The organism is Methylobacterium tardum (assembly GCF_023546765.1).
GTDB lineage: Bacteria > Pseudomonadota > Alphaproteobacteria > Rhizobiales > Beijerinckiaceae > Methylobacterium > Methylobacterium tardum.
The window spans coordinates 5,902,579-5,924,352 of record NZ_CP097484.1 but is presented as its reverse complement, the minus strand read 5'-3'; the positions used below and the strand labels follow the sequence as shown (position 1 = coordinate 5,924,352).

General features: G+C 70.1%; 19 protein-coding genes and 2 pseudogenes. 12 read left to right on the top strand and 9 right to left on the bottom strand.

What is annotated here, in order from left to right; translation table 11 throughout:
- Nucleotide 1: 1 nt before the first annotated feature.
- Nucleotides 2-889, top strand: a complete 888-nt coding sequence (locus M6G65_RS28330) for an ABC transporter permease (RefSeq protein ID WP_250103159.1) — start codon at nt 2-4, stop codon at nt 887-889.
- A 192-nt stretch (nt 890-1,081) separates the two neighbouring features.
- A complete protein-coding gene (locus M6G65_RS28325; RefSeq protein WP_238194605.1) occupies nt 1,082-1,765 on the top strand; it encodes a 50S ribosomal protein L25/general stress protein Ctc in 684 nt (227 codons plus the stop codon).
- Nucleotides 1,766-2,103: 338 nt separating this feature from the next.
- On the opposite strand, the gene pdxH is transcribed toward M6G65_RS28325, so the two are convergent.
- Nucleotides 2,104-2,727: a pyridoxamine 5'-phosphate oxidase gene (gene pdxH, locus M6G65_RS28320; protein WP_192706141.1), complete on the bottom strand. Its 624-nt coding sequence runs from the start codon at nt 2,725-2,727 to the stop codon at nt 2,104-2,106.
- Nucleotides 2,728-2,820: 93 nt separating this feature from the next.
- Between pdxH and M6G65_RS28315 the strand changes: the two genes are divergently transcribed.
- On the top strand, nt 2,821-3,312 hold the full coding sequence (locus M6G65_RS28315; RefSeq protein ID WP_192706140.1) for an RT0821/Lpp0805 family surface protein: 492 nt from the start codon (nt 2,821-2,823) through the stop codon (nt 3,310-3,312).
- 56 nt (nt 3,313-3,368) lie between these two features.
- Here M6G65_RS28315 and M6G65_RS28310 read toward each other — a convergent pair whose 3' ends face one another.
- A complete protein-coding gene (locus M6G65_RS28310) occupies nt 3,369-3,665 on the bottom strand; it encodes a hypothetical protein (RefSeq protein ID WP_238194604.1) in 297 nt (98 codons plus the stop codon).
- 341 nt (nt 3,666-4,006) lie between these two features.
- On the opposite strand from M6G65_RS28310, the gene M6G65_RS28305 reads away from it, so the two are divergent.
- From M6G65_RS28305 to M6G65_RS28285, 5 genes are all read left to right on the top strand, one after another.
- The gene (locus M6G65_RS28305; protein WP_250103158.1) at nt 4,007-5,608 is read left to right on the top strand and encodes a glucosamine inositolphosphorylceramide transferase family protein; all 1,602 of its coding nucleotides are present in this window, start codon (nt 4,007-4,009) and stop codon (nt 5,606-5,608) included.
- Between the two features lie 127 nt (nt 5,609-5,735).
- Nucleotides 5,736-7,712: a monovalent cation:proton antiporter-2 (CPA2) family protein gene (locus M6G65_RS28300; protein ID WP_250103157.1), complete on the top strand. Its 1,977-nt coding sequence runs from the start codon at nt 5,736-5,738 to the stop codon at nt 7,710-7,712.
- A gap of 8 nt (nt 7,713-7,720) precedes the next feature.
- On the top strand, nt 7,721-9,151 hold the full coding sequence (locus M6G65_RS28295) for an MATE family efflux transporter (RefSeq protein ID WP_379010391.1): 1,431 nt from the start codon (nt 7,721-7,723) through the stop codon (nt 9,149-9,151).
- A gap of 114 nt (nt 9,152-9,265) precedes the next feature.
- The gene (locus M6G65_RS28290) at nt 9,266-10,021 is read left to right on the top strand and encodes a DUF937 domain-containing protein (RefSeq protein ID WP_238194600.1); all 756 of its coding nucleotides are present in this window, start codon (nt 9,266-9,268) and stop codon (nt 10,019-10,021) included.
- A 76-nt stretch (nt 10,022-10,097) separates the two neighbouring features.
- Nucleotides 10,098-10,415 (top strand): cupin domain-containing protein, encoded by a 318-nt coding sequence (locus tag M6G65_RS28285; protein WP_238194599.1) that lies wholly within the window; start codon nt 10,098-10,100, stop codon nt 10,413-10,415.
- A 20-nt stretch (nt 10,416-10,435) separates the two neighbouring features.
- Here the strand turns inward: M6G65_RS28285 and M6G65_RS28280 are convergent, their stop codons facing one another.
- Nucleotides 10,436-10,747 carry a hypothetical protein gene (locus tag M6G65_RS28280; RefSeq protein ID WP_238194598.1) on the bottom strand — a complete coding sequence of 104 codons (312 nt, stop codon included), beginning with the start codon at nt 10,745-10,747 and terminating at the stop codon, nt 10,436-10,438.
- Between the two features lie 194 nt (nt 10,748-10,941).
- On the opposite strand from M6G65_RS28280, the gene glyA reads away from it, so the two are divergent.
- From glyA to M6G65_RS28260, 4 genes and pseudogenes are all read left to right on the top strand, one after another.
- The gene (glyA, locus tag M6G65_RS28275; RefSeq protein WP_250103156.1) at nt 10,942-12,246 is read left to right on the top strand and encodes a serine hydroxymethyltransferase; all 1,305 of its coding nucleotides are present in this window, start codon (nt 10,942-10,944) and stop codon (nt 12,244-12,246) included.
- 112 nt (nt 12,247-12,358) lie between these two features.
- Nucleotides 12,359-12,892 (top strand): transcriptional regulator NrdR, encoded by a 534-nt coding sequence (nrdR, locus tag M6G65_RS28270; RefSeq protein WP_250103155.1) that lies wholly within the window; start codon nt 12,359-12,361, stop codon nt 12,890-12,892.
- Nucleotides 12,889-13,998 (top strand): bifunctional diaminohydroxyphosphoribosylaminopyrimidine deaminase/5-amino-6-(5-phosphoribosylamino)uracil reductase RibD, encoded by a 1,110-nt coding sequence (ribD, locus tag M6G65_RS28265; RefSeq protein ID WP_238194596.1) that lies wholly within the window; start codon nt 12,889-12,891, stop codon nt 13,996-13,998. The genes nrdR and ribD overlap by 4 nt, the downstream gene beginning before the upstream one ends.
- Nucleotides 13,999-14,001: 3 nt before the next feature.
- Nucleotides 14,002-14,624: pseudogene (locus tag M6G65_RS28260) on the top strand (riboflavin synthase).
- Nucleotides 14,625-14,654: 30 nt separating this feature from the next.
- On the opposite strand, the gene M6G65_RS28255 reads toward M6G65_RS28260, so the two are convergent.
- The 6 genes and pseudogenes from M6G65_RS28255 to M6G65_RS28230 form a co-directional block, all read right to left on the bottom strand.
- On the bottom strand, nt 14,655-15,083 hold the full coding sequence (locus M6G65_RS28255) for a PaaI family thioesterase (RefSeq protein ID WP_238194594.1): 429 nt from the start codon (nt 15,081-15,083) through the stop codon (nt 14,655-14,657).
- 266 nt (nt 15,084-15,349) lie between these two features.
- Nucleotides 15,350-16,926 (bottom strand): annotated as a pseudogene (locus M6G65_RS28250) (SpoVR family protein).
- Nucleotides 16,927-17,055: 129 nt separating this feature from the next.
- Entirely contained in the window at nt 17,056-18,357 is a 1,302-nt protein-coding gene (locus tag M6G65_RS28245) for a YeaH/YhbH family protein (RefSeq protein ID WP_238194592.1), read from the bottom strand.
- 190 nt (nt 18,358-18,547) lie between these two features.
- Complete coding sequence (locus M6G65_RS28240; RefSeq protein WP_250103154.1) at nt 18,548-20,500, bottom strand: PrkA family serine protein kinase; 1,953 nt, start codon at nt 20,498-20,500, stop codon at nt 18,548-18,550.
- 219 nt (nt 20,501-20,719) lie between these two features.
- On the bottom strand, nt 20,720-21,163 hold the full coding sequence (locus M6G65_RS28235) for a cadherin-like domain-containing protein (protein ID WP_238194590.1): 444 nt from the start codon (nt 21,161-21,163) through the stop codon (nt 20,720-20,722).
- Between the two features lie 120 nt (nt 21,164-21,283).
- A complete protein-coding gene (locus M6G65_RS28230) occupies nt 21,284-21,703 on the bottom strand; it encodes a hypothetical protein (protein ID WP_238194589.1) in 420 nt (139 codons plus the stop codon).
- Nucleotides 21,704-21,774: the final 71 nt, after the last annotated feature.

Below are 21,774 nucleotides of genomic sequence, written 5' to 3'. Positions count from 1 at the left end.
GATGGATCAGCCCCGCGGCCGCGCCTTCTACCTGCTGGCGGCGGTCTTCGCCCTCTACGTCCTGTTCCTCTACGGGCCGACGCTGACGATCCTGGCGCTCAGCTTCCAGGGCCCGTCCGGCGGCCTGACCTTCCCGATGAACGGCGTCTCGACCCACTGGTTCGCCAAGCTGTGGGAAGGCGTCGGCGTCGCCGACATCTGGGCGGCGCTGCGGCGCTCGCTGGCCCTCGGCCTCGTGGTCATGGCGCTCACCGTGGGAATCGCGTTCTACGCCGGCCTCGCCTTCCGGAAGGGGTTTCGCGGGGCCGGCCTCGTCTTCGCCCTGGCGGTGTCGAGCCTGATCGTGCCCTCGATCGTGGTCTCGCTGGGCATCGGCCTGGAATTCCGGCTCCTCGACGACGGCATCAAGGCGCTGGCCGCCGCCACCGGCTGGGGATTCCTGCAGGACCACGGCACGCTGATGGGCCTCTACAGCTCGGCGCTGGGCGCGCATCTCACCTGGACGCTACCCTTCGGCCTGCTGATCATGTTCGCGGTGTTCAACCGGTTCGACCCGGCCTACGAAGAGGCCGCCCGCGATCTCGGCGCCAGCGGGCCGCAGACGCTCCGTCATGTGGTCGTGCCGATCCTCGCGCCCGCGCTCGTCGGCGTCGCCCTGTTCGGCTTCACCCTGTCGTTCGACGAGCTCGCCCGCACCAGCCAGGCGATCGGCGGCCGCAACACCCTGCCGCTGGAACTGCAGGGCCTGACCACCACGGTGACGACGCCGGAGATCTACGCCCTCGGCACGGTCACCACGGCCGTCTCGGCGCTGGTGATCGGGACCGCGCTCGGCCTGACCCTGTGGCTGCAGAAGCGCCGGGCGCGGCGGGCGCTGGCCGGCATGTGATCGATGCCACACGGCCGGGCTGCCACGGGTTTGCGGCGCGCCCCGACATTGCCAATCCGGCCCCATCCGTGTATGCGCACCGCGCGCCCCCGAGACACCCTTGGAGGCAGGGGCGCGCCGGGAAGGTCGTGAGCCGTCCGCATCGGGCGGCTTTTTCGCGTTCCGGCTCCAGCAATCGTAAAGGATCACGCCATGAGCGCTGTGAAGACGCTTGAGGCCGTGGCACGCGACCGGGTCGGCAAGGGGGCCGCCCGGGCCGTTCGTCGCCAGGGCCAAGTTCCCGCCGTCATCTACGGGGGCGGCCAGCCGCCGCAATCCATCGCGGTCGACCTCATCCGCACCCGCACCCTGATCTACGCCGGCGGCTTCAAGACCACGCTGTTCGAGATCAATGCCGGCGGCACGAAGGTCCGCGCGATCCCGCGCGACTTCCAGCTCGACCCGGTCAGCGGCGTGCCGCTTCACGTCGACTTCCTGCGCGTCGTCTCGGGCCAGACCGTCACGGTCGAGGTGCCGGTGCACTTCGTCAACGAGGACGCGGCCCCCGGCATCAAGAAGCTCGGCGGCACGCTCAACATCGTGGCCCACACGCTGACCCTCGACGTCGCCCCGGACCAGATCCCGGATGCCATCGAGGTCGACCTGACCGGCCGCCAGATCGGCGACGTGATCCACGTCTCCGACATCAAGATCCCGGCCGGCACCCATACCGGTGAGCCCACCGACCCGGTGGCCAACATCGTGCCGCCGACCGTGCTGGGCGCCGAGGTGGAGGCCGAGGAGGCCGCCATCGCCGAGGCGCAGTCGGCCGAGGCCGCCGACGACAAGGCCGAGGAGTCCGCCGAGGACGAGAAGAAGGACGGCGAGGAGGCCTGAGCCTCGTCGCACCGCTCCACGCCATCGAGAGCCCCGGCCCTGCCGGGGCTCTTTTGCGTTCAGACCGATCGCCGTTGGCCATCTTTGCGAGCGAAGCGAAACAACCCAGCCCGCGCCAGGCCCGCAACGTGCTGCCCGAGGCACGTGAGCTTTCTTTTGCCACGACTGCCAGACCCAACGGGTATGGTCAGCGCCGTCACGCCGGGGCGCTGCAGGCGAGCCCGGACCGGGAGGGGCACGCCAGAGGCGGGCAATCCAGAGCCTCTGCCGGTGCCAAGCCGTCCCGCCTCGGCGGGTCTGGATCCCGGGCTCCGCTCCGCGGCCCCGGGATTACGCGGCTACGGATACAGCCGCGCGCGGCTCCAGCCCTCACCCGTCCGGGTGAAGCGGACCCGGTCGTGCAGGCGGAAATCGCCGTTCTGCCAGAACTCGATGCTCACCGGCGCGATGCGGAAGCCGGTCCAGTGCGCTGGCCGCGGGATCGGACCGTCCCCGTAGCGCTCCGACAACGCCGCCACGGCGCTCATCAAGGTGTCGCGGTCGGCGAGCGGGCGCGATTGCTGGCTGGCGATGGCGCCGAGCCGGCTCTCGCGGCGGCGGCTCTGGAAATAGGCGTCCGCCTCCTCCGGCGTCACTGGTTCGATCGGGCCTCGGGCCCGCACTTGCCGGCGCAGGCTCTTCCAGTGCAGCACCAGCGCGGCCTGGGGATTCTCGGCCAGCTCCGCGCCCTTGGTGGACTGGGTGTTGGTGTAGAACACGAAGCCGCGCGCATCGAAGTCCTTCAGCAACACCATGCGCACGTCCGGCAGCCCGTCGGACCCGGCGGTGGCGAGCGCCATCGCGTTCGGATCCTCGGGCTCGGCGGCCTCGGCCTCCTTCATCCAGGCGGCGAACAGCGCGACCGGATCTTCGCTCAGCGTGAAGTCCGCACGCTTCGGGTCATCGGTCCTTAACTGATCCACGCCAAGACTCCTGCCTGCCGCGTCCAGGGGCCTGAGGGGGCACCGACATCGGCATGTTCGGTCGAGCGGAAAGCCCGTCGTGAGTCAGGTGTAATGCGGCGATGCGCGTGTAAAGAGCCGAGCCGGCGGTCGCACATCGTCGCGTCCCTGTCGGCCCTGTCGTTGACGGTCGCGCTGTGCGGATGCAGCCAGCCGCTGCTCGTGTTCCGCGGCGAGGTCGCCGAGGCGCCGCGGGTGGTCGAGGAGCCCGTCGTCACCGGCAGCATCGAGAAGCGCCCGATGAGCTTCGGGGACGATCTCGCCGAGGAGGATTGGCGCCGCGCCCGCGCGGCCTTGGGCGTCGCGCTGGACCCGCAGGGCAACGGCCGTCCGGTGAAGTGGGACAACCCCGAGACCGGCCTGCACGGGACCGTCAACCCGACCGGACTACCCTACGTCGCCGAGGACCTGATCTGCCGCAACTTCCTCGCCTCGGTCGTCGCGCCGGGCCGGAGCCGGTTCGTGCGCGGCACCGGCTGCAAGCCGTCGGGCGGCCAATGGACGCTCAAGCGCGTCCGGACCGCGACCAAGACCGAGCGTTCCTGAGAGCCAGGGATGCCGGGCCCTCGCGGGAGGACCCGGCGGGATCCGTCAGAAGCGCCTCAATACGGGTAGCCGTAATACGGCCGCATGCGCAGGCGCGGCTGGGCGGCCGGCGGGGCGTCGTAGCGGGCCGCGGCCTCCGGATCGTAGGCCCGGATGTACGGGTCGAGGGCGGGATCGCGGTAATTGCCGTTGTTGACCCCCGCCGAGCGGTCATTGCCGCTGAGCGCTGCGTAGGGCGAGAGCCCGCTGCCGCTGTCGCCACCGCCGCCGCCACCCCCGAAGGCGAAGGCCGCACCCGGGACGGCGGCGAGGAGCATCGCCGCGAACGGCACCGCCAGCGTCTTGCGCATCATGTCGTGTCTCCACATCACGTCTTCGATAGCGAACGGCCAAGCCGAACGGGGGTTCCCGGGCTGGGCGCCGACGACCGCGCGACACGGTATCACGCTGCTGTAACGGGGATTTACCAGAGCGGAGAAAACCCGACCCTTTTCGATGATGTCAGCAGAAATCCGTCCGCATGGCAGGCTTGTACCGGTAGACTCCCAGCCTCTCTTGCTTGATCGTACCGTCGAGCAACAGATTTGGAGCCTGCAGCGACCGTATCGGCGCTGTCGGCGGGCGCTTTCAGGATCCCGGTCGCCGTGAATATCGTTACGAAAACCGGCCTGTCGGGGGCGAGGCTTCCCTGCTGATGGAGCGGACGATCGGCGGCACGGATCGGCCTCAAGCCGGCGGCGGCCGGGCTCCGGCCCATCCGGAGACGCGGATCCCTGAATCCTGCCCCGTCGTGCGGATGGTCACCGTGCGGCTCAACCGCAGGTCCCTGCGCGGCTGGCACATCCGCCTCCTCGATCAGCTCGGGCAGCGGCCCGACCGCCGGATCCGGATCGCCTGGACCGAGGATGCGGGCAGCCTGCCGCCGAACGCAGAGCTGCTGTTCCGGCTCGAGGCCGCGATCCACGGGTTGCCGCGACCGGGCACGGCGACCGCGGCCGAGCCGGTCGCCCTCGCGTCCTACGAGGCCGGCCCCGGAGCAGCCGACGGCGAGATCGTCCTCGACCTCTCGGAAGCCCCCGCGGATCCGGCCCGCGCCGCGACGTGGCGGCTCGATTTCGACGGGGTGCCGGGCGAGGCGGGCCTTCTCGCCGCCCTGTTCGGCAAGCGCGCGCCGGTGGCGGCCCTGCGCGGCCCGGACGGCGCGCCGGTGGCGGTCGGGCGCCTCGGCGCGGAATCGCATACGGTGATGCTGGCCGCCTTCGAGGATTACCTCGCGCGGACCATCACGCTGATCGTGGCCGCCCTCGACGGCGCCCGCGCGACCCGGCTTCCCGACGGGACCGAGGCGCCGCTGCAGCCCGGCAGTCCCTTCGACCTCGGCGGCCTCGGGGTCGGCCGGCGCGCCGCCGAAGGGCTCGCCCGGCAGGTCGCCCGCAGGCTCTACGCACTCTGCTTCCACCGCCCGCAATGGCGGGTCGGCTGGCGCCGGCTCGCAGGCCCCGACCTCATCGACCTGCGCCGTCACCCGGAGGGTGGCTGGATCGACCTGCCCGACGACGGGCGCCGCTTCTATGCCGACCCCTTCGCCATCGCCCGGGACGGGGACGTGACTCTGTTCGTCGAGGAGTTCGACTATCGCCGCGGCAAGGGGGTGATCTCGGCGGTGCGCTTCGCGGCCGACGGCCCGCAGGGGCGGCCGGAGCCGGTCCTGGAACTCGAAACCCACCTCTCCTACCCTTTTGTGTTCGAGGCGGACGGGCAGGTCTGGATGATCCCGGAATCCCACGCCTCAGGGACGATCGACCTCTACCGGGCCACCGCCTTCCCGCGCGGCTGGGTCCACGAGCGGGTTCTGGTGGACGGCGTCGTGGCGAGCGACGCGACCCTGCTGCATCATGGCGGCCGCTGGTGGCTGTTCGCCACGGTCCGGGCCGGCGGAGGCAGCTACTCCGACACCCTGCATCTCTGGCACGCGCTGGATTTCCGCGGTCCCTGGATCCCGCACCGGCGCAACCCGGTGCTGATCGATGTCGGCTCGGCCCGCGCGGCCGGCGCGATCGTGGAACGGGACGGCGCCCTGATCCGGCCGGTCCAGGATTGCCGCGGCGGCTACGGCGCGGCCCTCGGCTTGGCCCGGATCCTGCGCCTCGGCGAGGGCGGCTACGCGCAGCAGGTCGAGACCCGCCTCGAGCCCGGGGCCGCCTGGCCCGGCTCGCGCCTGCACATGCTGAGCGCAGCCGGCGGATTCGAGTTCATCGACGGCTCGCGGCCGGCCCGCCCGCGCCTTCTGGGCTGATCGCGCGGCACGCAGAAGCCCCGTTGGTGCCGAACGGCACCCGCGCACGGCTCGCATCGCGGCGCCGCGCGCGCTAAGCGGGTGCTCCACGCGCGCGAAGCTTAGAAGAACCGCCAGGACGATCTTCATGGCGAGCCCCGTCGAACATGCGAGCTTCCTGCCGCCGGTCCTGACCTTCCTGTCGGCGGCCGTGATCGGCGTCCCGGTGTTCCGGCTGATCGGCCAGAGCGCCGTGCTCGGCTACCTCGTGGCCGGCGTGCTGATCGGGCCGTCCGGCCTGTCGCTGATCGCCGAGCCGGACACCGCCGCCAGCGTCGCCGAGATCGGCGTGGTGCTGCTGCTGTTCATCGTCGGCCTGGAACTGCACCTGTCGCAGCTCGTCTCGATGCGCCGCGACATCTTCGGGCTGGGCACCGCGCAGCTCGTGGTCTGCGCGCTGGTGCTGGGCGGTGCCGGCGTGCTGGCGGGCCTCGCTCTCGGCGCCGCCGCGGTGATCGGCCTCGCCCTCGCACTCTCGGCTACCGCGGTGGCGCTGCAACTCCTGGAGGAGCGGGGCGACCTCGGCAGCGCCTATGGCGGCCGCGCCTTCGCGGTGCTGCTGTTCCAGGATCTGTCGGTGGTGGGCATCCTGGCGCTGATGCCGCTGCTGGCCTCGGCGGGCGAGGCGACCGACGCGTCGTGGCTCGGCGAGGCCGCCGCCTCGACCGGCAAGGCGCTCGCCGCGATCCTCACGGTGGTGCTGGTCGGCCGCTACGGCCTCAACCCGTTCTTCCGGCTGCTGGCCGCGAGCGGCGCCCGCGAGGTGATGACCGCCGCGGCCCTGCTGGTGGTGCTCGGCACGGCGCTGCTGATGGAGCAGGTCGGCCTGTCGATGGCCATGGGCGCGTTCCTCGCCGGCATCCTGCTCGCCGAGTCGAACTTCCGCCACCAACTCGAGGCCGACATCGAGCCGTTCCGCGGCATGCTGCTCGGCCTGTTCTTCATGAGCGTCGGCATGTCGATCGACGGCGCCCTCGTGCGCGAGGTCTGGCCGGCCCTGTTCGGCGCGACGCTGGCGGCGATCCTCGTCAAGGTCGCGCTGGTGGCGGGCCTGTTCCGGCTGTTCGGCTCGGACACGCTCGGAGCTTTGCGAGGCGCCGCCGTTCTGGCGCCCGCGGGCGAGTTCGCCTTCGTGCTTCTGCCGCAGGCCGAGGAACTCGGGCTCACCGGCGCCAAGGCGACGCGCTTCGCGGTGGCGCTGGCCGCGCTGACCATGCTGATCGGGCCGATCGCCGCGAAGGGCCTCGACAAGCTGATCGAGCGGCGCAACGCGCGGACCACGCACGACATGGAGGAGCCCGCCTCCGAATTCGCCGAGAGCGGCGACGCCCGGGTGCTGGTGATCGGCTTCGGGCGGTTCGGGCAGGTGCTGACGCAGGTGTTGCTGGCCGAGGGCATCCCCGTCACGGTGATCGACAAGGACGTGGAGCAGTTGCGCGCCGCCACGCGCTTCGGCTTCCGCATCTATTACGGCGACGGCACGCGGCTCGACGTGCTCCGGGCCGCCGGGATCGGACGGGTCGAGCTGGTCTGCATCTGCGTCGGCGACCGCGAGGGCGCCCTCAAGATCGTCGACATCGTGCACGAGGAATTCTCCAGCGTGCGCACCTTCGTGCGCGCCTATGATCGCCTGCACGCGGTCGAGCTGATGAACCGGGACGTGGATTACCAGATCCGCGAGACCTCCGAATCCGCCCTCGCCTTCGGTCGGGCGGCCCTGGAGGGCCTCGGGCTGTCGCCGGAGGCGGCCGCGGCGCGGGCCGACGATGTGCGCAAGCGCGACATCGCCCGCCTCGTGCTGCAACAGGCCGGCGCCCTGCCGGACGGGTCCAGCTGGATGCGCGGGGCCGCGGCCGGCCTCAAGCCCGAGCCGCTGACCGTCCCCGTGCGGCCCGCCCGGGCCCTCAGCACCGAGACTCGCGACCTCGTGGGCAGCGACCGGCGCGAGGCGGCCGAGCGGCTCCTGGAGAAACCCGCCCTCGCCCCGCAGGAGACCGATGGTGCGGACGCCGAGGGCGATCCGGACACGGAACTGGAGTCCGAGGGCAGCGCCCGGGATGCGTGACGGCGCGGATGTCTGACGGGCCCCCTGCGGCCGGGACGGGCCGCTTCGTCACCGGCTCGATCCTCCGGCACGTGATCGTGATGGCCGCCACGGGTTCGGTCGGGCTGATGGCGATCTTCGTCGTCGACCTGCTGTCGCTGTTCTACGTCTCGCGGCTCGGCGACCCGAACCTGACGGCCGCGGTCGGCTTCGCGGGGATCGTGCAGTTCTTCGCCACGGCGGTGAATATCGGCCTGATGATCGCCGCCGGGGCGCTGGTCGGAAAGGCGGTCGGCGCGCGCGACCCGGTGGCGGCGCGCCGCTTCGCGACGTCCGCGCTGGCACTCGGCAGCCTCGTCTCCGCCCTGATCGCGGTGCTGATCGCCGCGCTCGCCGACCCGCTCCTGGCCCTGATCGGCGCCAGCGGCGAGGCCCTGAGCGTCGCGCGCCTGTTCCTGCACATCACCCTGCCGTCGAACGTGCTGCTCGCCGCCGGAATGCTGTTCACCGGCCTGCTGCGCGCGGTCGGCGAGGCCCGGCAGGCGATGCTGGTCACCCTGGCGGGTGCCGTGATCACGGCCTTCCTCGATCCGCTGCTGATCTTCGGGGCCGGCCTCGGCGTTGAGGGCGCGGCGATCACGGTCTGCGTGGCGCGCGCCACCTTCGTTGCGGTCGGGATCCGCGGCGTTGCCGGCCACGGGCTCCTCGGGCGGCTGCGCCTCACCGGCCTGCCCTCCGATGCCGCCGCCCTGTCGACGGTCGCGGGACCGGCCATCCTCACCAACCTCGCGCCGTCGGTGGCGAGCGCCTTCCTGGCACGCCTCTTTGCCGGCTACGGGGCCGACGCGGTCGCGGCCGCCTCGGTGATCGATCGCCTGACGCCGGTGGCCTTCGGCGGCCTGTTCGCTCTCTCGGGCGCGATCGGCCCGATCCTGGCGCAGAACTGGGGCGCGGGCCGGTTCGACCGGATGCGCGGCGTCCTGCGGGATTCGGTCCGGGTGACGCTGGCCTACGTGACGGTGGTCTGGCTCATCCTGGCGCTCGCCCGCGGCTGGCTGGCCGCCCTGTTCGGCCTGCACGGGGTCGCCGCCGAGCTGTTCGGCTTCTTCTGCCTCGTCGGCGGCGCGATCTGGTTCTTCAACGGGCTGCTGTTCCTCGGCAATGCCGCCTTCAACAATCTCGGCTTTCCCTTGCGCTCGACGCTGCTGAACTGGGGGCGGGCGACGCTCGGCACCATCCCGCCCGCGATGCTCGGCGCGTCGCTCTTCGGACCCCGGGGCGTGGTGGCCGGCATGGGGCTCGGCTCGCTGGTCTTCGGGGTGCTCGGCATCCTGCTCGCCCGCCGCACGGTCGATCGGCTGGAGGGGGCGGCCCGCGCCGGCGCGAACCTCAAAGCGCGGCAGAGGCGTCCCAGCGGGCGGCGCCGCTGCCGCCGGGCCACGCCCATCCCGAGCCGTTGAGCTGAGGGCGCGGGGGCCGGACACAGGTTTCGCGGGTCAGAACTGGTATTTCCCTGCGCAAACGGTCACGATGCCCTGTCCCGGCCGGTCCGACCGGGTCAGGATCGAGGCCTCATGTTCAACCCGCTCGAGATGTTCCAGGCGCAGGGCGAGGCCGGGCTTCAGGCCATGGCCCAGCAATTCGGTCTGACGACCGAGCAGACGGCCCGCGCCTTCGAGGCGCTGATGCCGGCCCTGACGCTCGGCCTCCAGCGCAGCGTCGGCATGGACCCGAGCAGCTTCACCCGGATGTTCGGCCTGCCCGAGGCGGCCCGGCCCGCGGCACCGCAGGGGCTCGAGGCGCTCGGCCAGATGTTCGGCTCGGCGCAGCTCATGCAGGCCGTGCTGCAACAGGCCTCGGCCACGAGCGGCGTCGGCGCCCAGGTCCTGCGCCAGATGCTGCCGATGATGGCGGGCGCCGTGGTGGCGAGCATCGTCCACGTGATGCTCAACCAGCCGCAGGCCGCCCCCGTCCACGCCCAGCCGAGCGCGCCACCCCCGCCCGTGCCCTTCCCGTTCGGCCCGGCCTGGACCGAGATGGCGAAGGCATTCCTGCCCACGGCGGCGGCGCCCGCTCCGAAGCCAGCCCCCAAGCCTCCCGAGATCAAGGCGGGCGAGGCCGGCTCCGACATGCTCCACCAGATGCTGCGCACCGGCGCGGAGGTCCAGGGAAACAACATCCGGGCGATGCAGGAGCTGTTCGAGACCTTCTGGCCCTCGACCGGCGCGACGGCCGGCGCGGCGCCTCAAGGGGGCCCACCCTCTTCCCCATCCCCCGATCCGGCGGCGCCCAAGCCCCGGCGTGGTCGGCCGTCCGGCGGGGCCGGTTGACGCGGGGACGCGGCCTCAGGATGCCGTTGACCCGATGGGTTCGGACGGCATGTCCTGCCGCGCAGGAGATCCGACGATGACCGACCACCTGACCGCCTGGGCCGCGTGCGCGGAAAGCGTCGCCGAGAACGGCGTAGCCAAGCGCACGATTCCGGGCGCGGGCGCGAGCCTCGTGCGCGTGGTGGTGCCGGCGGGCACCTCGGCCGCGCGCCACAGCCACGCGCACGAGCAGTTCGTGCAAGTCATCTCGGGGTCGGGCGTCCTAGAGACCGAGCAGGGCCGCAAGCCGTTCTCCGCCGGCAGCGTGTTCCACTTCCCCGCCGGGGCCTGGCATGCCGCCATGTTCGAGACCGAGACCGTGCTGATCGAGACGAACCTCTCGGCGCAGGGCTGACAGAGATCTGGAGATCGGCCTCAGCCGGCCGGAGCGCCGCCGGATGGAGCCTCTTCCCGCACGAGGCTGGTCAAGGCTTCGTGGGCGGAGCGGATCGCATCCTCGGCAGCGATCAAGCTGCCCTCCTGCGGATCGAAGGCGATGCCGCCCAATCGGTTCACGCAGGCGGCCCCATCCAGGCACCGGCGCAGCCCGGAAACATGGAGACGTAGAACGCATAGACGCAAGCCCATGCCCCCGAAATCGATCTCCGGGTAAGTTTCCGTCAGGTCAGAAAGGGGAATGACCGAGCACTCGAACCCGACCTCGCGGCTTTGCCAGGTTGCCGGCATGCACCCGTCCACGGCAGTCCGGAGCATCCGACGGTCCGGACAAACCCAACCTGCGACAAATTATTCTTTGTGCGCGCCCAAAATGCCTGTGCTTGGCCTGAACGCGTCGCGCGTGTAGGAATCCGACCTTCAACGCCCGCCCGTGCACGCCGACGAAAGGCCGGGCATCGCCCCTACCAGAACAGAGGCTGACCATGAGCGCCGGTACCGCCGCCGACAAGCACTTCTCCAACAGCTTCTTCGCCGCCCCGCTGACCGAGGCCGATCCCGAGATCGCCGAGGCGGTGGCCAAGGAGCTCGGCCGTCAGCAGCACGAGATCGAGCTGATCGCCTCGGAGAACATCGTCTCCCGCGCCGTGCTGGAGGCGCAGGGCTCGGTGCTGACCAACAAGTACGCCGAGGGCTATCCGGGCCGGCGCTATTACGGCGGCTGCCAGTTCGTGGACATCGCCGAGGACCTCGCCATCGAGCGCGCCAAGCGCCTGTTCGATTGCGGCTTCGCCAACGTGCAGCCGAATTCGGGCTCCCAGGCCAACCAGGGCGTGTTCCTGGCGCTGATGCAGCCCGGCGACACCTTCCTCGGCCTCGACCTCGCGGCCGGCGGCCACCTGACGCACGGCGCGCCGCCGAACGTCTCGGGCAAGTGGTTCAAGCCGGTCTCCTACACGGTGCGCCGTGACGACCAGCGGATCGACATGGAGCAGGTCGCCCAGCTCGCGCAGGAGCACAAGCCGAAGGTGATCATCGCCGGCGGCTCGGGCTACCCGCGCCATTGGGACTTCGCCAAGTTCCGCGAGATCGCCGACTCGGTCGGCGCCTACTTCATGGTCGACGCCGCCCACTTCGCCGGGCTGATCGCGGCGGGCGTGCATCCGTCGCCGTTCCCGCACGCCCATGTGGTCACCACCACGACCCACAAGACGCTCCGCGGCCCGCGCGGCGGCATGATCCTGACGAACGACGAGGCGCTCGCCAAGAAGTTCAACTCGGCGATCTTCCCCGGCCTTCAGGGCGGCCCGCTGATGCACGTCATCGCCGGCAAGGCCGTGGCCTTCGGCGAGGCGCTCAAGCCCGAGTTCAAGATCTACGCCCGCCAGGTGGTCGAGAACGCCAAGGCGCTCGCCGACACGCTGATCTCGGGCGGCTACGACATCACTTCGGGCGGCACCGACAACCACCTGATGCTGGTCGACCTGCAGCGGAAGGGCCTGACCGGCAAGGCGGCGGAAGCCGCGCTGTCGCGGGCCGACATCACCTGCAACAAGAACGGCGTGCCGTTCGACCCGCAGAAGCCGACCATCACGTCGGGCATCCGGCTCGGCACCCCGGCCGGCACCTCCCGCGGCTTCGGTGTCGCCGAGTTCAAGCAGATCGGCGGCTTCATCGCCGAGGTGCTGGACGGGCTCACCGCCAAGGGCGAGGCGGGTGACAGCGCGGTCGAGGCCGACGTCAAGCGCCGCGTCCATGCGCTGACGGATCGGTTCCCGATCTACGGCTGAGGCCCAAGCGGGGCCCGAGCGGGGCGGCCTTCCGGCCCGCCCCCGAGTGGATTAGGAAACGGCCGCGGACCCAACCGGTCCGCGGCCGTTTCCATGCCCGAGTGCGAAACCCATGCGGTGTCCTTATTGCGGCGGCTCCGAGACCCAGGTGAAGGACTCGCGGCCCTCCGAGGACGGCGCCGCGATCCGGCGCCGCCGGGTCTGCCCCGATTGCGCCGGCCGCTTCACAACCTTCGAGCGGGTGCAGCTGCGCGAGGTCGTGGTGCTCAAGCGCTCCGGCAAGCGCGTCCCCTTCGACCGGGACAAGCTCCAGCGCTCGATCGACGTGGCTCTGCGCAAGCGCGCCGTCGATCCCGAGCGGATCGAGCGGCTGGTCAGCGGCATCACCCGGCAGCTCGAGAGCGCGGGCGAGCCGGAGGTGACCTCCGAGGCGATCGGCGAGCTGGTAATGGCGGGGCTCAAAGGTCTCGGCGACGTCGCCTACGTGCGCTTCGCCTCGGTCTACAAGAATTTCCGCGAGGCCAAGGACTTCGAGGACCTGCTCGGCACGCTGAGCGACGGCACCCTGATGCCGGCGGTCGCGCCCGAGCCTGAGGTCGAGCCGGAGCCCGAAGCTTCGGGACGCCGCCGCGCCGGCCGCTCATGAGCGACGACACGAACTTCATGCGCCTCGCCCTGGCGCTGGGCCGACGCGGGCTCGGCACCACCTGGCCGAACCCGTCGGTCGGCGCCGTCTTGGTCGCGCCCGGGACGGGGCGGATCCTCGGGACGGGGGCGACGGCACCGGGCGGGCGCCCGCACGGCGAGCCTCTGGCGCTCGCCGCCGCGGGCGACGCCGCCCGCGGCGCAACCCTCTACGTCACCCTGGAGCCGTGCTCGCATCACGGCCGCACGCCGCCCTGCACCGACGCGATCCTGGCTTCGGGGATCGCCCGGGTGGTCAGCGCGATCGAGGATCCGGACCCGCGCGTGGCGGGCCGCGGCCACGCCTTGCTGCGGGCCGGCGGCGTCAGGGTCGAGACCGGGCTGTTGCGGGACGCGGCGGCGCGCGACCATGTCGGCCACATCACCCGGGTGACCCGCGGCCGGCCGGCCCTGCACCTGAAGCTCGCCCGCACCCGCGACGGCTTCTGCGCGGCCGCCGGGCCGGAGCGCCTGCGCATCACCGGGCCGGTGGCGGACGGGGCGGTCCATCTCTGGCGGGCCCATGCGGACGCGATCCTGATCGGCATCGGCACCGCCCGCGCCGACGACCCGTCGCTGACCGTGCGGCTGCCGGGGCTGGCGGCCCGCTCGCCCCTGCGGATCGTCCTCGACACGCATCTGCGGCTGTCCCCGGCCAGCGTGCTCGCCCGGACGGCCCGCGACACGCCGACCCTGGTGCTCACCACCCGCTCGGCCCCGGCGCATGCGCGGCGCGCCCTGGAGGCCCTGGGCGTCGAGGTCGCGGCCGTGCCGGCGGACGCGGCCGGCGGGATCGATCTCCCGGCAGCTTTGGCGCATCTCGGCGAGCGTGGCCTGACGCGCCTGTGCAGCGAGGGCGGCCCCCGCCTTGCGGAGGCGCTGGCGCGGGCCGATCTGATCGATGCCTGCACGCTGGTCACCGGGCCGGTGGAACTGGGGCCAGCGGGCGGCCTGCCGGCGCTGGGGCCGGTGCTGGCGGAGGCGCTGGCGAGCGACCGCTTCCGCGAGGCCGAGCGGTCGCAGCTCGGGCCCGACGCGGCCGTGACCTACGAACGCAACAGGACGTAAGCGATGTTCACGGGGTTGGTCAGCGCCATCGGCACGGTTGTCTCGATCGCGGGCGAGGGCGACCTGCGCCGGATCGCGATCCGCGCCTCCTACGACCCGGCGACGATCGCGCTCGGCGCCTCGATCGCCTGCGCGGGCCCGTGCCTCACGGCGGTGTCGGTGGAGCCGGCCGAGGGCGGCTGCGTCTTCGCGGTGGACGCCGCCGCCGAAACCCTGGCGCGCACCACTGTGGGCTCCTGGGTTGCGGGCACGCGGGTCAACCTCGAACGCTCGCTGAAGATCGGCGACGAGCTCGGCGGCCATCTGGTCACCGGCCACGTCGATGGCCTCGCCGAGATCGTGGAACGCGAGTCCGTCACGGCCGACGCCTGGGGTGCCAGCGAGCGCTTCACCCTGCGGGCGCCTTCGAACTGGCCAAGTTCATCGCCGAGAAGGGCTCGGTCTGCCTCGACGGCACCTCGCTCACGGTGAATTCGGTTCAGGACGACCTGTTCTCGGTTCTGCTGATCCCCCACACCCTCCAGGTCACCACCTGGGGCGAGCGGCGCGCAGGGGATCGGCTCAACCTGGAGGTCGACCTGATCGCCCGCTACGCCGCCCGGCTCAGCGAGGCGCGGGCCGGCTGATCCGGGCGTCCTTGCGAGCGCAGGGTCTCATCAGCGCGGCGGGATCGAGTAGGTGCCGGTGGCGTGGCAGACGAGGTCCGGGCTGCCGGCGGCGGTGATCAGCACCTCACCGACGGCGAGCCGCCGGCCGAGCTTGAGCAGCCGGCATTCCGCAACGAGATCCCCCGAGGCGGGCTTGCGCAGGAAGTTGAAGCTCAGGCCCGTCGTCACGGCGAGCGCCACCGGGCCGATATTGGCGAGGATCGCCGCATAGAGGGCGTAGTCGGCGAGCGCCATCATGGCCGGCCCCGACACGGTCGCGCCGGGGCGCAGGAAGCGCTCGTGGGCCTCCAGCCGCATCCGCGCGGAGAGCGGTCCCACAGCCTCGAGATGGTAGGCGCGCCCGCCCGCCTGCATCTGCGGGAATTCGCGGTCGAGGAAGTCGCTGGTCTCGGCGAGGGTAAGGGTCGTGGCGGTCATCGCCTCATGCAGCACGGCGGTACCGTCAAGGCAATCACGAGGCCTTTCGAACCGCCTTCCTCATCGGAAAATCACAGTCGATCCGCCGATGTCGTCTTTGCGAGCGGAGCGAAGCAATCCAGTCGGCGCTACGTTCACGGATGTCGCGCAACCCTGGGTCACTTCGCTGCGCTCGCGATGATAGAGGGCTGCCTCCATCGAGGGCTTTGACCGGACGCCGCATCAGGACGGGGAAGCGGGTGGGAGAATTCCTCCCGCAGCGCCCATCAGAAAAAGATCGGCCGCGCACTGGCGGTGATCTCGCCAAGCACCGTGCCGGTGGCCGGCTCGACCTCCTTGAGCACCACGTCGTAGCCCCAGAGGTCGGCGAGGTGCTGCAGCACGCGCTTGGCATCGTCCTTCTGGAGGGTGATCTTGTTGATCGCCTTGTGGTGCAGGATCAGGCGCCGGTCGCCCTCAAGATCCACATCCACCACCTCGATATCCGGGTCGAGCCACGCCACGTCGTACTGGCGGGCGAAGGCCCGGCGCAGCTTGCGGTAGCCGCGCTCGTCGTGGATCGCCTCCACCCGCAGTTCCGGCTCCTCGGGGTCGCCGACCACGTGGAACAGGCGCAGGTCGCGCATCAGCTTGGGCGACAGGAACTGCTGGATGAAGCTCTCGTCCCGGTAATTCTCCCAGCAATCGCGCAGCACCGCCATGGCGTCGCCGGTGCCGGCGATGTCGGGGAACCACTCCCGATCCTCCTCGGTCGGCTGCTCGGTGATGCGGGCGATGTCCTGCATCATCGCGAAGCCGATCGCGTAGGGATTGTGGCCGCCGTAGGAGCGGTCGTCGTAGTTCGGCTGCCGGATGACGTTGGTGTGCGACTGCAGGAACTCGAGATAGGCCGCCTCGGTGATCTGTCCGGATTCCGACAGGGCGTTCATGATCCGGTAGTGGCAGTAGGTGGCGCAGCCCTCGTTCATCACCTTGGTCTGGCGCTGCGGGTAGAAATACTGGGCCACCAAGCGGACGATGCGCAGGATCTCCCGCTGCCAGGGGCGTAGACGGGGCGCGGCCTTCTCTAGGAAGTACAGGATATTCTCCTGCGGCAGTTCGAGCAGCGCCTTGCGCCGCTCGGCGGCCGCATCCGGCCGCGCCGTGCCGATCTTCTGCGGCAGGGTCCGCCAGAGGTCGTTGTAGATCTGCTCGCCGTGCTCGATCCGCTCGCGCTCCCGCCGCTGCTCGGAGGCGAGGTCCGGCCGCTTCTTGCGCGGGTAGCGATGGACACCCTGGCTCATCAGCGCGTGGGCGGCGTCGAGCACCTGCTCCACCGCCGGTGGCCGTAGCGCTCCTCGCAGCGGCTGATAAAGCCCTTGGCGAAGTCGAGGTAGTCGAGGATGCCCTCGGCATCGGTCCACTGCCGGAACAGATAGTTGTTCTTGAAGAAGTGGTTGTGGCCGAACGCGGCGTGGGCGATGACCAGCGTCTGCATGGTCGCCGTGTTCTCCTCCATCACGTAGGAGATGCACGGGTCGGAGTTGATGACGATCTCGTAGGCGAGCCCCATCAGGCCTCGGCGGTAGCCGGCCTCGTGCTGGGCGAAGTGCTTGCCGAACGACCAGTGCTTGTAGAACAGCGGCATGCCGATCGACGCATAGGCGTCGAGCATCTGCTCGGCCGTGATGATCTCGATCTGGTTCGGATACCAGGACAGGCCGAGCTGCGGCCCGGCCACCGCCTCGCAGGCGTCGTGAATCCGCCGGATCGTGTCGAAATCCCAGTCGTTGCCGGTGAACAGGGGTTTATCGACCTTGACGGCCGGCGCACGGACCGTGGATCGGCTCAGGCTGGTCACCATGAAACCCTCATCACATCCTCCCCTCCCCCTGTGGGGAGGGCCAGGGGCGGGGGTGGTGCAGAAGGCACCGCGGCGATCAGACCTGAACCACCCCCACCCCTATCCCTCCCCACAGGGGGAGGGACAAACTCACCCCTCCGCCTCCGCCCGCGCGTCCTTGCGGCCGAACAGCTCGCGGAACACCGGGTAGATCTCCCGCCGATGGTTGACCTTGCGCATCGCGATCGGCCCGCCGGCCTTGGCGATCGCCTCGTAGGTCCGCCACAGGGTGGTGCGGTGCTCGACGAAGCCGGCGCGCGGGCCGTTCTCGTCGCCGACCTCCAGATAGGCGAAGTGCTGGCAGGCCGGCAGGATGTGCGACCGCAGCAGCTCCGTCGAGGTCGGCCCGTCGGAGGAGACGTTGTCGCCGTCGGAGGCCTGGGCGGCGTAGATGTTCCAGTCGTTGGGATCGTAGCGCTCGGCGATGACGCGCTTCATCTCGACCAGCGCGGACGAGACCAACGTGCCGCCGGTCTCGCGGGAGCCGAAGAACGTCTCCTCGTCCACCTCGGTCGCCCGATCGGTGTGGCGGATGAACACGATCTCGACGTGCCGGTAGCGGCGCGTCAGGAAGATGTGCAGCAGGATGTAGAACCTTTTGGCGAGGTCCTTCATGTGCTCGGTCATCGAGCCGGACACGTCCATCAGGCAGAACATCACCGCTTGCGCGATCGGCCGCGGATAGGGCTCGAATCGGCGGAACCGTAGGTCGATCGGGTCGACGTAGGGGATGCGCTTCGCGCGCTCGCGCAGCTTCAGGAGCGCCTGCTCCAGCTCCGGCCGCTCCGGGTCGCCCTCCGGCAGGGCGTCGAGCCGCGCTTCCAGGGCCGCGACCTCCTCGGGCTTCGGGCGCTTGAGGGCGATCCGCCGCGACATCGAGTTGCGCAGGGTGCGGGTGAGCGCGAGGTTCGCCGGCGAACCCGTCACCGTGTAGCCCGCCCGGCGCAGCCCCTCCGTCTCCACCACCGCGAGGCGGCGCTTGGCGAGGTCGGGCAGTTCCAGGTCTTCGAGGAAGAGTTCCAGAAACTCCTCGCGGGTGAGCACGAAGCGGAACGCGTCCTCGCTGTTCTCGCCGCCCTCCCCGCCTTCTCCAGAGCCGCGCCCGCCACCGCTGCCCGGCGGACGCTCGATCGTGTCGCCCTCCACGTAGGTCTTGTTGCCGGGCAGGATGTGGTCCTGCAGGCCGGTGCCGGGCTGGCGGGAGAAGCGCGGCTCGCGCACGCCGTCCGCCGGCACGCTGACCCGGCCGTCCTTGCCGAGATCCTTGATGTCCTTCTCGCGGGCGGATTCCCGCACGGCACGCTGAGCCACGTCCTTCACACGGCGCAGGAAGCGCTGGCGGTTGGGGAGGCTCTTGCCGCCCGGGTTCAAACGTCGGTCGACGATGTGCATCCGCTGCGAAAACCCTCGTCCGCGTGTGCCGGCCGGGTCCGGACCTTTATCGTACCATGCTGCGACCGGAGGTATGGATCCCTCTTTCGCAACTGGCCTGAGATCTTCACCGGCCGGTCGTCCGAAACTGTGGCGGCGGAGGGTTTAAACCTAGCCCGGCCGGATTGGACCCGGCCGGGCGCCCCGCGCTTCAGCCCGCCTGCTTCACCCGCATGTACCATTCCACCAAGCGGCGAACCTGCCGCTCGGTATAGCCGCGCGCGACCATGCGCTCGACGAACTCGCCGTGCTTCTTCTCAGTCTCGCCGTCCTTCTTGGAGCCGAAGGAGATCACCGGCAGCAGCTCCTCCACCTGGGAGAACATCCGCCGCTCGATCACCTCGCGCAGCTTCTCGTAGCTGGTCCAGCTCGGATTGCGGCCGCCGTGCTGGGCGCGCGAGCGCAGGGCGAACTTCACGACCTCGTTGCGGAAGTCCTTCGGGTTGGCGATGCCCGCCGGCTTCTCGATCTTGGTCAGCTCCTGATTCAGCAACTCCCGGTTCATGAGCTGACCGGTCTCGGCGTCCTTGAAGTCCTGGTCCTCGATCCAGGCGTCGGCATAGTCGATGTACCGGTCGAACAGGTTCTGCCCGTAATCGTGGTACGATTCGAGATAGGCCTTCTGGATCTCGTGACCGATGAATTCCGCGTAGCGCGGGGCCAACTCGGTCTTGATGAATTCCAGGTACTTCTTCTCGGTCTCGGGCGGGAGCTGCTCGCGGCGCAGCGACTGCTCCAGCACGTACATCAGGTGCACCGGATCGGCCGAGACCTCGGTGGTGTCGTGGTTGAAGGTCGCGGCGAGCACCTTGAAGGCGAAGCGGGTGGAGATCCCGTCCATGCCCTCGTCGACGCCGGCCGTGTCCTTGTATTCCTGCATCGAGCGGGCGCGGGGATCGACCTCGCGCAAGCTCTCGCCGTCGTAGACCCGCATCTTCGAGAAGACGTTGGAATTGGCGTGCTCGCGCAGGCGGGAGAGCACCGAGAACCGGGCCAGCATCTCCAGCGTGCCGGGTGCGCAGGCCGCGTCGGACAGTTCCGAGCCGGAGATCAGCTTCTCGTAGATGTGCTGCTCTTCGGTGACGCGCAGGCAGTACGGGACCTTGATCACGTAGATCCGGTCGATGAAGGCCTCGTTGTTCTTGTTGGTCTTGAACGTCTGCCACTCGGCCTCATTCGAGTGGGCCAGGATCACGCCGGTGAACGGGATCGCGCCGATATTCTCGGTACCGACGTAATTGCCCTCCTGCGTCGCGGTGAGCAGGGGGTGCAGCATCTTGATCGGCGCCTTGAACATCTCGGCGAATTCGAGGATGCCCTGGTTCGCCCGGTTCAGGCCGCCCGAGTACGAGTAGGCGTCGGGATCGGCCTGCGACAGGGTCTCCAGGCGGCGAATATCGACCTTGCCCACCAGCGAGGAGATGTCCTGGTTGTTCTCGTCGCCCGGCTCGGTCTTGGCGATGGCGATCTGGCGCAGGCGCGAGGGCCGGACCTTGATCACCTTGAAGCGCGAGATGTCGCCGTTGAACTCGTCGAGGCGCTTCAGTGCCCAGGGGCTCATCAGGCCGGTCAGCCGCCGGCGCGGGATGCCGTAGCGCTTCTGGATCTCCTCGCCCATCGTCTCGGGGTCGAACAGGCCCAGCGGGCTCTCGAAAACCGGCGAGACCTCGTCCCCAGCTTTGAGTACGTAGACGGGGTGAACCTCCATCAGGAGCTTCAGCCGCTCGGCCAGCGACGACTTACCGCCGCCCACCGGGCCGAGCAGGTAGAGGATCTGCTTGCGCTCCTCCAACCCCTGCGCGGCGTGGCGGAAGAACGAGACGATCCGCTCGATCGTCTCCTCCATCCCGTAGAACTCACGGAAGGCCGGGTAGGTCCGGATCGTCCGGTTCATGAAGATCCGGCCGAGGCGCAGATCCTTGGATGTATCCACAAATTCGGGCTCGCCGATCGCCGCCAGGATGCGCTCGGCGGCCGAGGCGTACATCAGGGGCTCGTCGCGACAGGCCTCGAGGTACTCGGAGAGCGTCATCTCCGTGTCGCGGCGGGCCTCGTACCCTCGGGCGAAGCTCTGGAAAAGGTCGTTCGTCGCATGCATGGGCATTCGATAACCCTCTCAGACCGTGACAGCTTCATCCTGTCTCGGCTTGGATGCAACCGACAGGCCCGCTTTTGTCGCAGTGCGGCGAGCATGGTGCGCGGCATGTCGATTGCTTGCAACACTCACGCGCGCTGAGCCCGGCGCGGACGAGACTCCGCACCGTCTCACACCGCGTGCTGACGGCGGCAAAACAGGACCCGACATGCGAACCCCCCACTCGGCTCACAAATCCGTGCCCTCTTTCTTGGACTCGTCGCCCGATTTGCCGGCCGCTGTTCCGACCGTGATCTTCACGGTCTGCGTCTGGACTTGCCCGTCGGAGCTCTTCACCTCGAAGGTCACTTCGTCGGAGCCGGTGAACCCGCTGTTCGGCTGGTAGAACAGGGCCTGCACCGCCGCCTCCTTGTTGGGGCAGCGATAGCTCGCCGGGGTCTTCAGCTTGCCGACCTTGGTGATGATGGAGCCGTTCTTCGGCGGCCCGGAAACCTTGAACTCGGGCATTGGCCCAGGAGAACAATCCTTCTTGAGATTGGGCGCGATCTCAAGCCGCACCGACTTGCCGGGCGCGACCGTCTTGGTTCGGTTCGCCGTGGACTGGGCGAGAGCCGGCCCGGCGAGGGCCAGACTGCCCGCGAGGAGCGTGGCGAACGGACGAAGGGCGATCATGGCAGCGTCTCTCCGGTGCCGACCCGGGGCCTGTCTCCGGAACCGCCGCCCGGTGCCCCGTTCATCGGTCGAGAGCATGTGGGGACGCCGCGCACGAGCGTCGAGGGCTCGGCCGGTCGCTTAATTCTGCAGCGCCGCGGCCACGATCCCCGTGACCCGGGCGATCTGCGCGGCGTCGAGCTCTCCGGCCAGGGCGGCGGCGAGCCGCGCCTCGACCTGCGCGCGCTCCCCGGCATCCGCGATCGGCGTGGCGGGAATCTCGTCCTCGGCGAGACGGCACACGCGGCGGATCGCCTCCGCGGCCGAGAGCAGCTTCTCCCGATCGCTGGGTCCCATCTCCCAGAGCGGGTTGCGCAGGCGGCTGATCACGCGCTTCGCGTCGCGGTACTCTCGGTCGACGTTGGTGGCGGCCTCGATCTGGCTGACGAGGAACATCAGTTCCAGGACCTCGGACGCCGCTTCCGGGCAGGTGCGGACGATCCGCATGATGCGGGCCATCAGCTCCTGGCTGGGCGACAGCTTGGATTTGGGCACGGCCATGCGGGCGACAACGCGAGTTGTTGCCGGAAAGTTCGCCTGCCGCGTGTATGATCGGCACCGGAGCGTCCGGC

What these genes read in the sequence shown, in the direction of transcription:
- M6G65_RS28235 (WP_238194590.1), bottom strand. Translation starts at nt 21,163, where the DNA reads ATGATCGCCCTTCGTCCGTTCGCCACGCTCCTCGCGGGCAGTCTGGCC.
- M6G65_RS28295 (WP_379010391.1), top strand. Translation starts at nt 7,721, where the DNA reads ATGTCTGACGGGCCCCCTGCGGCCGGGACGGGCCGCTTCGTCACCGGC.
- M6G65_RS28245 (WP_238194592.1), bottom strand. Translation starts at nt 18,357, where the DNA reads ATGCACATCGTCGACCGACGTTTGAACCCGGGCGGCAAGAGCCTCCCC.
- M6G65_RS28285 (WP_238194599.1), top strand. Translation starts at nt 10,098, where the DNA reads ATGACCGACCACCTGACCGCCTGGGCCGCGTGCGCGGAAAGCGTCGCC.
- M6G65_RS28310 (WP_238194604.1), bottom strand. Translation starts at nt 3,665, where the DNA reads ATGATGCGCAAGACGCTGGCGGTGCCGTTCGCGGCGATGCTCCTCGCC.
- M6G65_RS28300 (WP_250103157.1), top strand. Translation starts at nt 5,736, where the DNA reads ATGGCGAGCCCCGTCGAACATGCGAGCTTCCTGCCGCCGGTCCTGACC.
- M6G65_RS28325 (WP_238194605.1), top strand. Translation starts at nt 1,082, where the DNA reads ATGAGCGCTGTGAAGACGCTTGAGGCCGTGGCACGCGACCGGGTCGGC.
- M6G65_RS28330 (WP_250103159.1), top strand. Translation starts at nt 2, where the DNA reads ATGGATCAGCCCCGCGGCCGCGCCTTCTACCTGCTGGCGGCGGTCTTC.
- M6G65_RS28255 (WP_238194594.1), bottom strand. Translation starts at nt 15,083, where the DNA reads ATGACCGCCACGACCCTTACCCTCGCCGAGACCAGCGACTTCCTCGAC.
- M6G65_RS28280 (WP_238194598.1), bottom strand. Translation starts at nt 10,747, where the DNA reads ATGCCGGCAACCTGGCAAAGCCGCGAGGTCGGGTTCGAGTGCTCGGTC.
- M6G65_RS28290 (WP_238194600.1), top strand. Translation starts at nt 9,266, where the DNA reads ATGTTCAACCCGCTCGAGATGTTCCAGGCGCAGGGCGAGGCCGGGCTT.
- M6G65_RS28230 (WP_238194589.1), bottom strand. Translation starts at nt 21,703, where the DNA reads ATGGCCGTGCCCAAATCCAAGCTGTCGCCCAGCCAGGAGCTGATGGCC.
- M6G65_RS28315 (WP_192706140.1), top strand. Translation starts at nt 2,821, where the DNA reads ATGCGGCGATGCGCGTGTAAAGAGCCGAGCCGGCGGTCGCACATCGTC.
- glyA (WP_250103156.1), top strand. Translation starts at nt 10,942, where the DNA reads ATGAGCGCCGGTACCGCCGCCGACAAGCACTTCTCCAACAGCTTCTTC.
- ribD (WP_238194596.1), top strand. Translation starts at nt 12,889, where the DNA reads ATGAGCGACGACACGAACTTCATGCGCCTCGCCCTGGCGCTGGGCCGA.
- nrdR (WP_250103155.1), top strand. Translation starts at nt 12,359, where the DNA reads ATGCGGTGTCCTTATTGCGGCGGCTCCGAGACCCAGGTGAAGGACTCG.
- M6G65_RS28305 (WP_250103158.1), top strand. Translation starts at nt 4,007, where the DNA reads ATGGAGCGGACGATCGGCGGCACGGATCGGCCTCAAGCCGGCGGCGGC.
- M6G65_RS28240 (WP_250103154.1), bottom strand. Translation starts at nt 20,500, where the DNA reads ATGCCCATGCATGCGACGAACGACCTTTTCCAGAGCTTCGCCCGAGGG.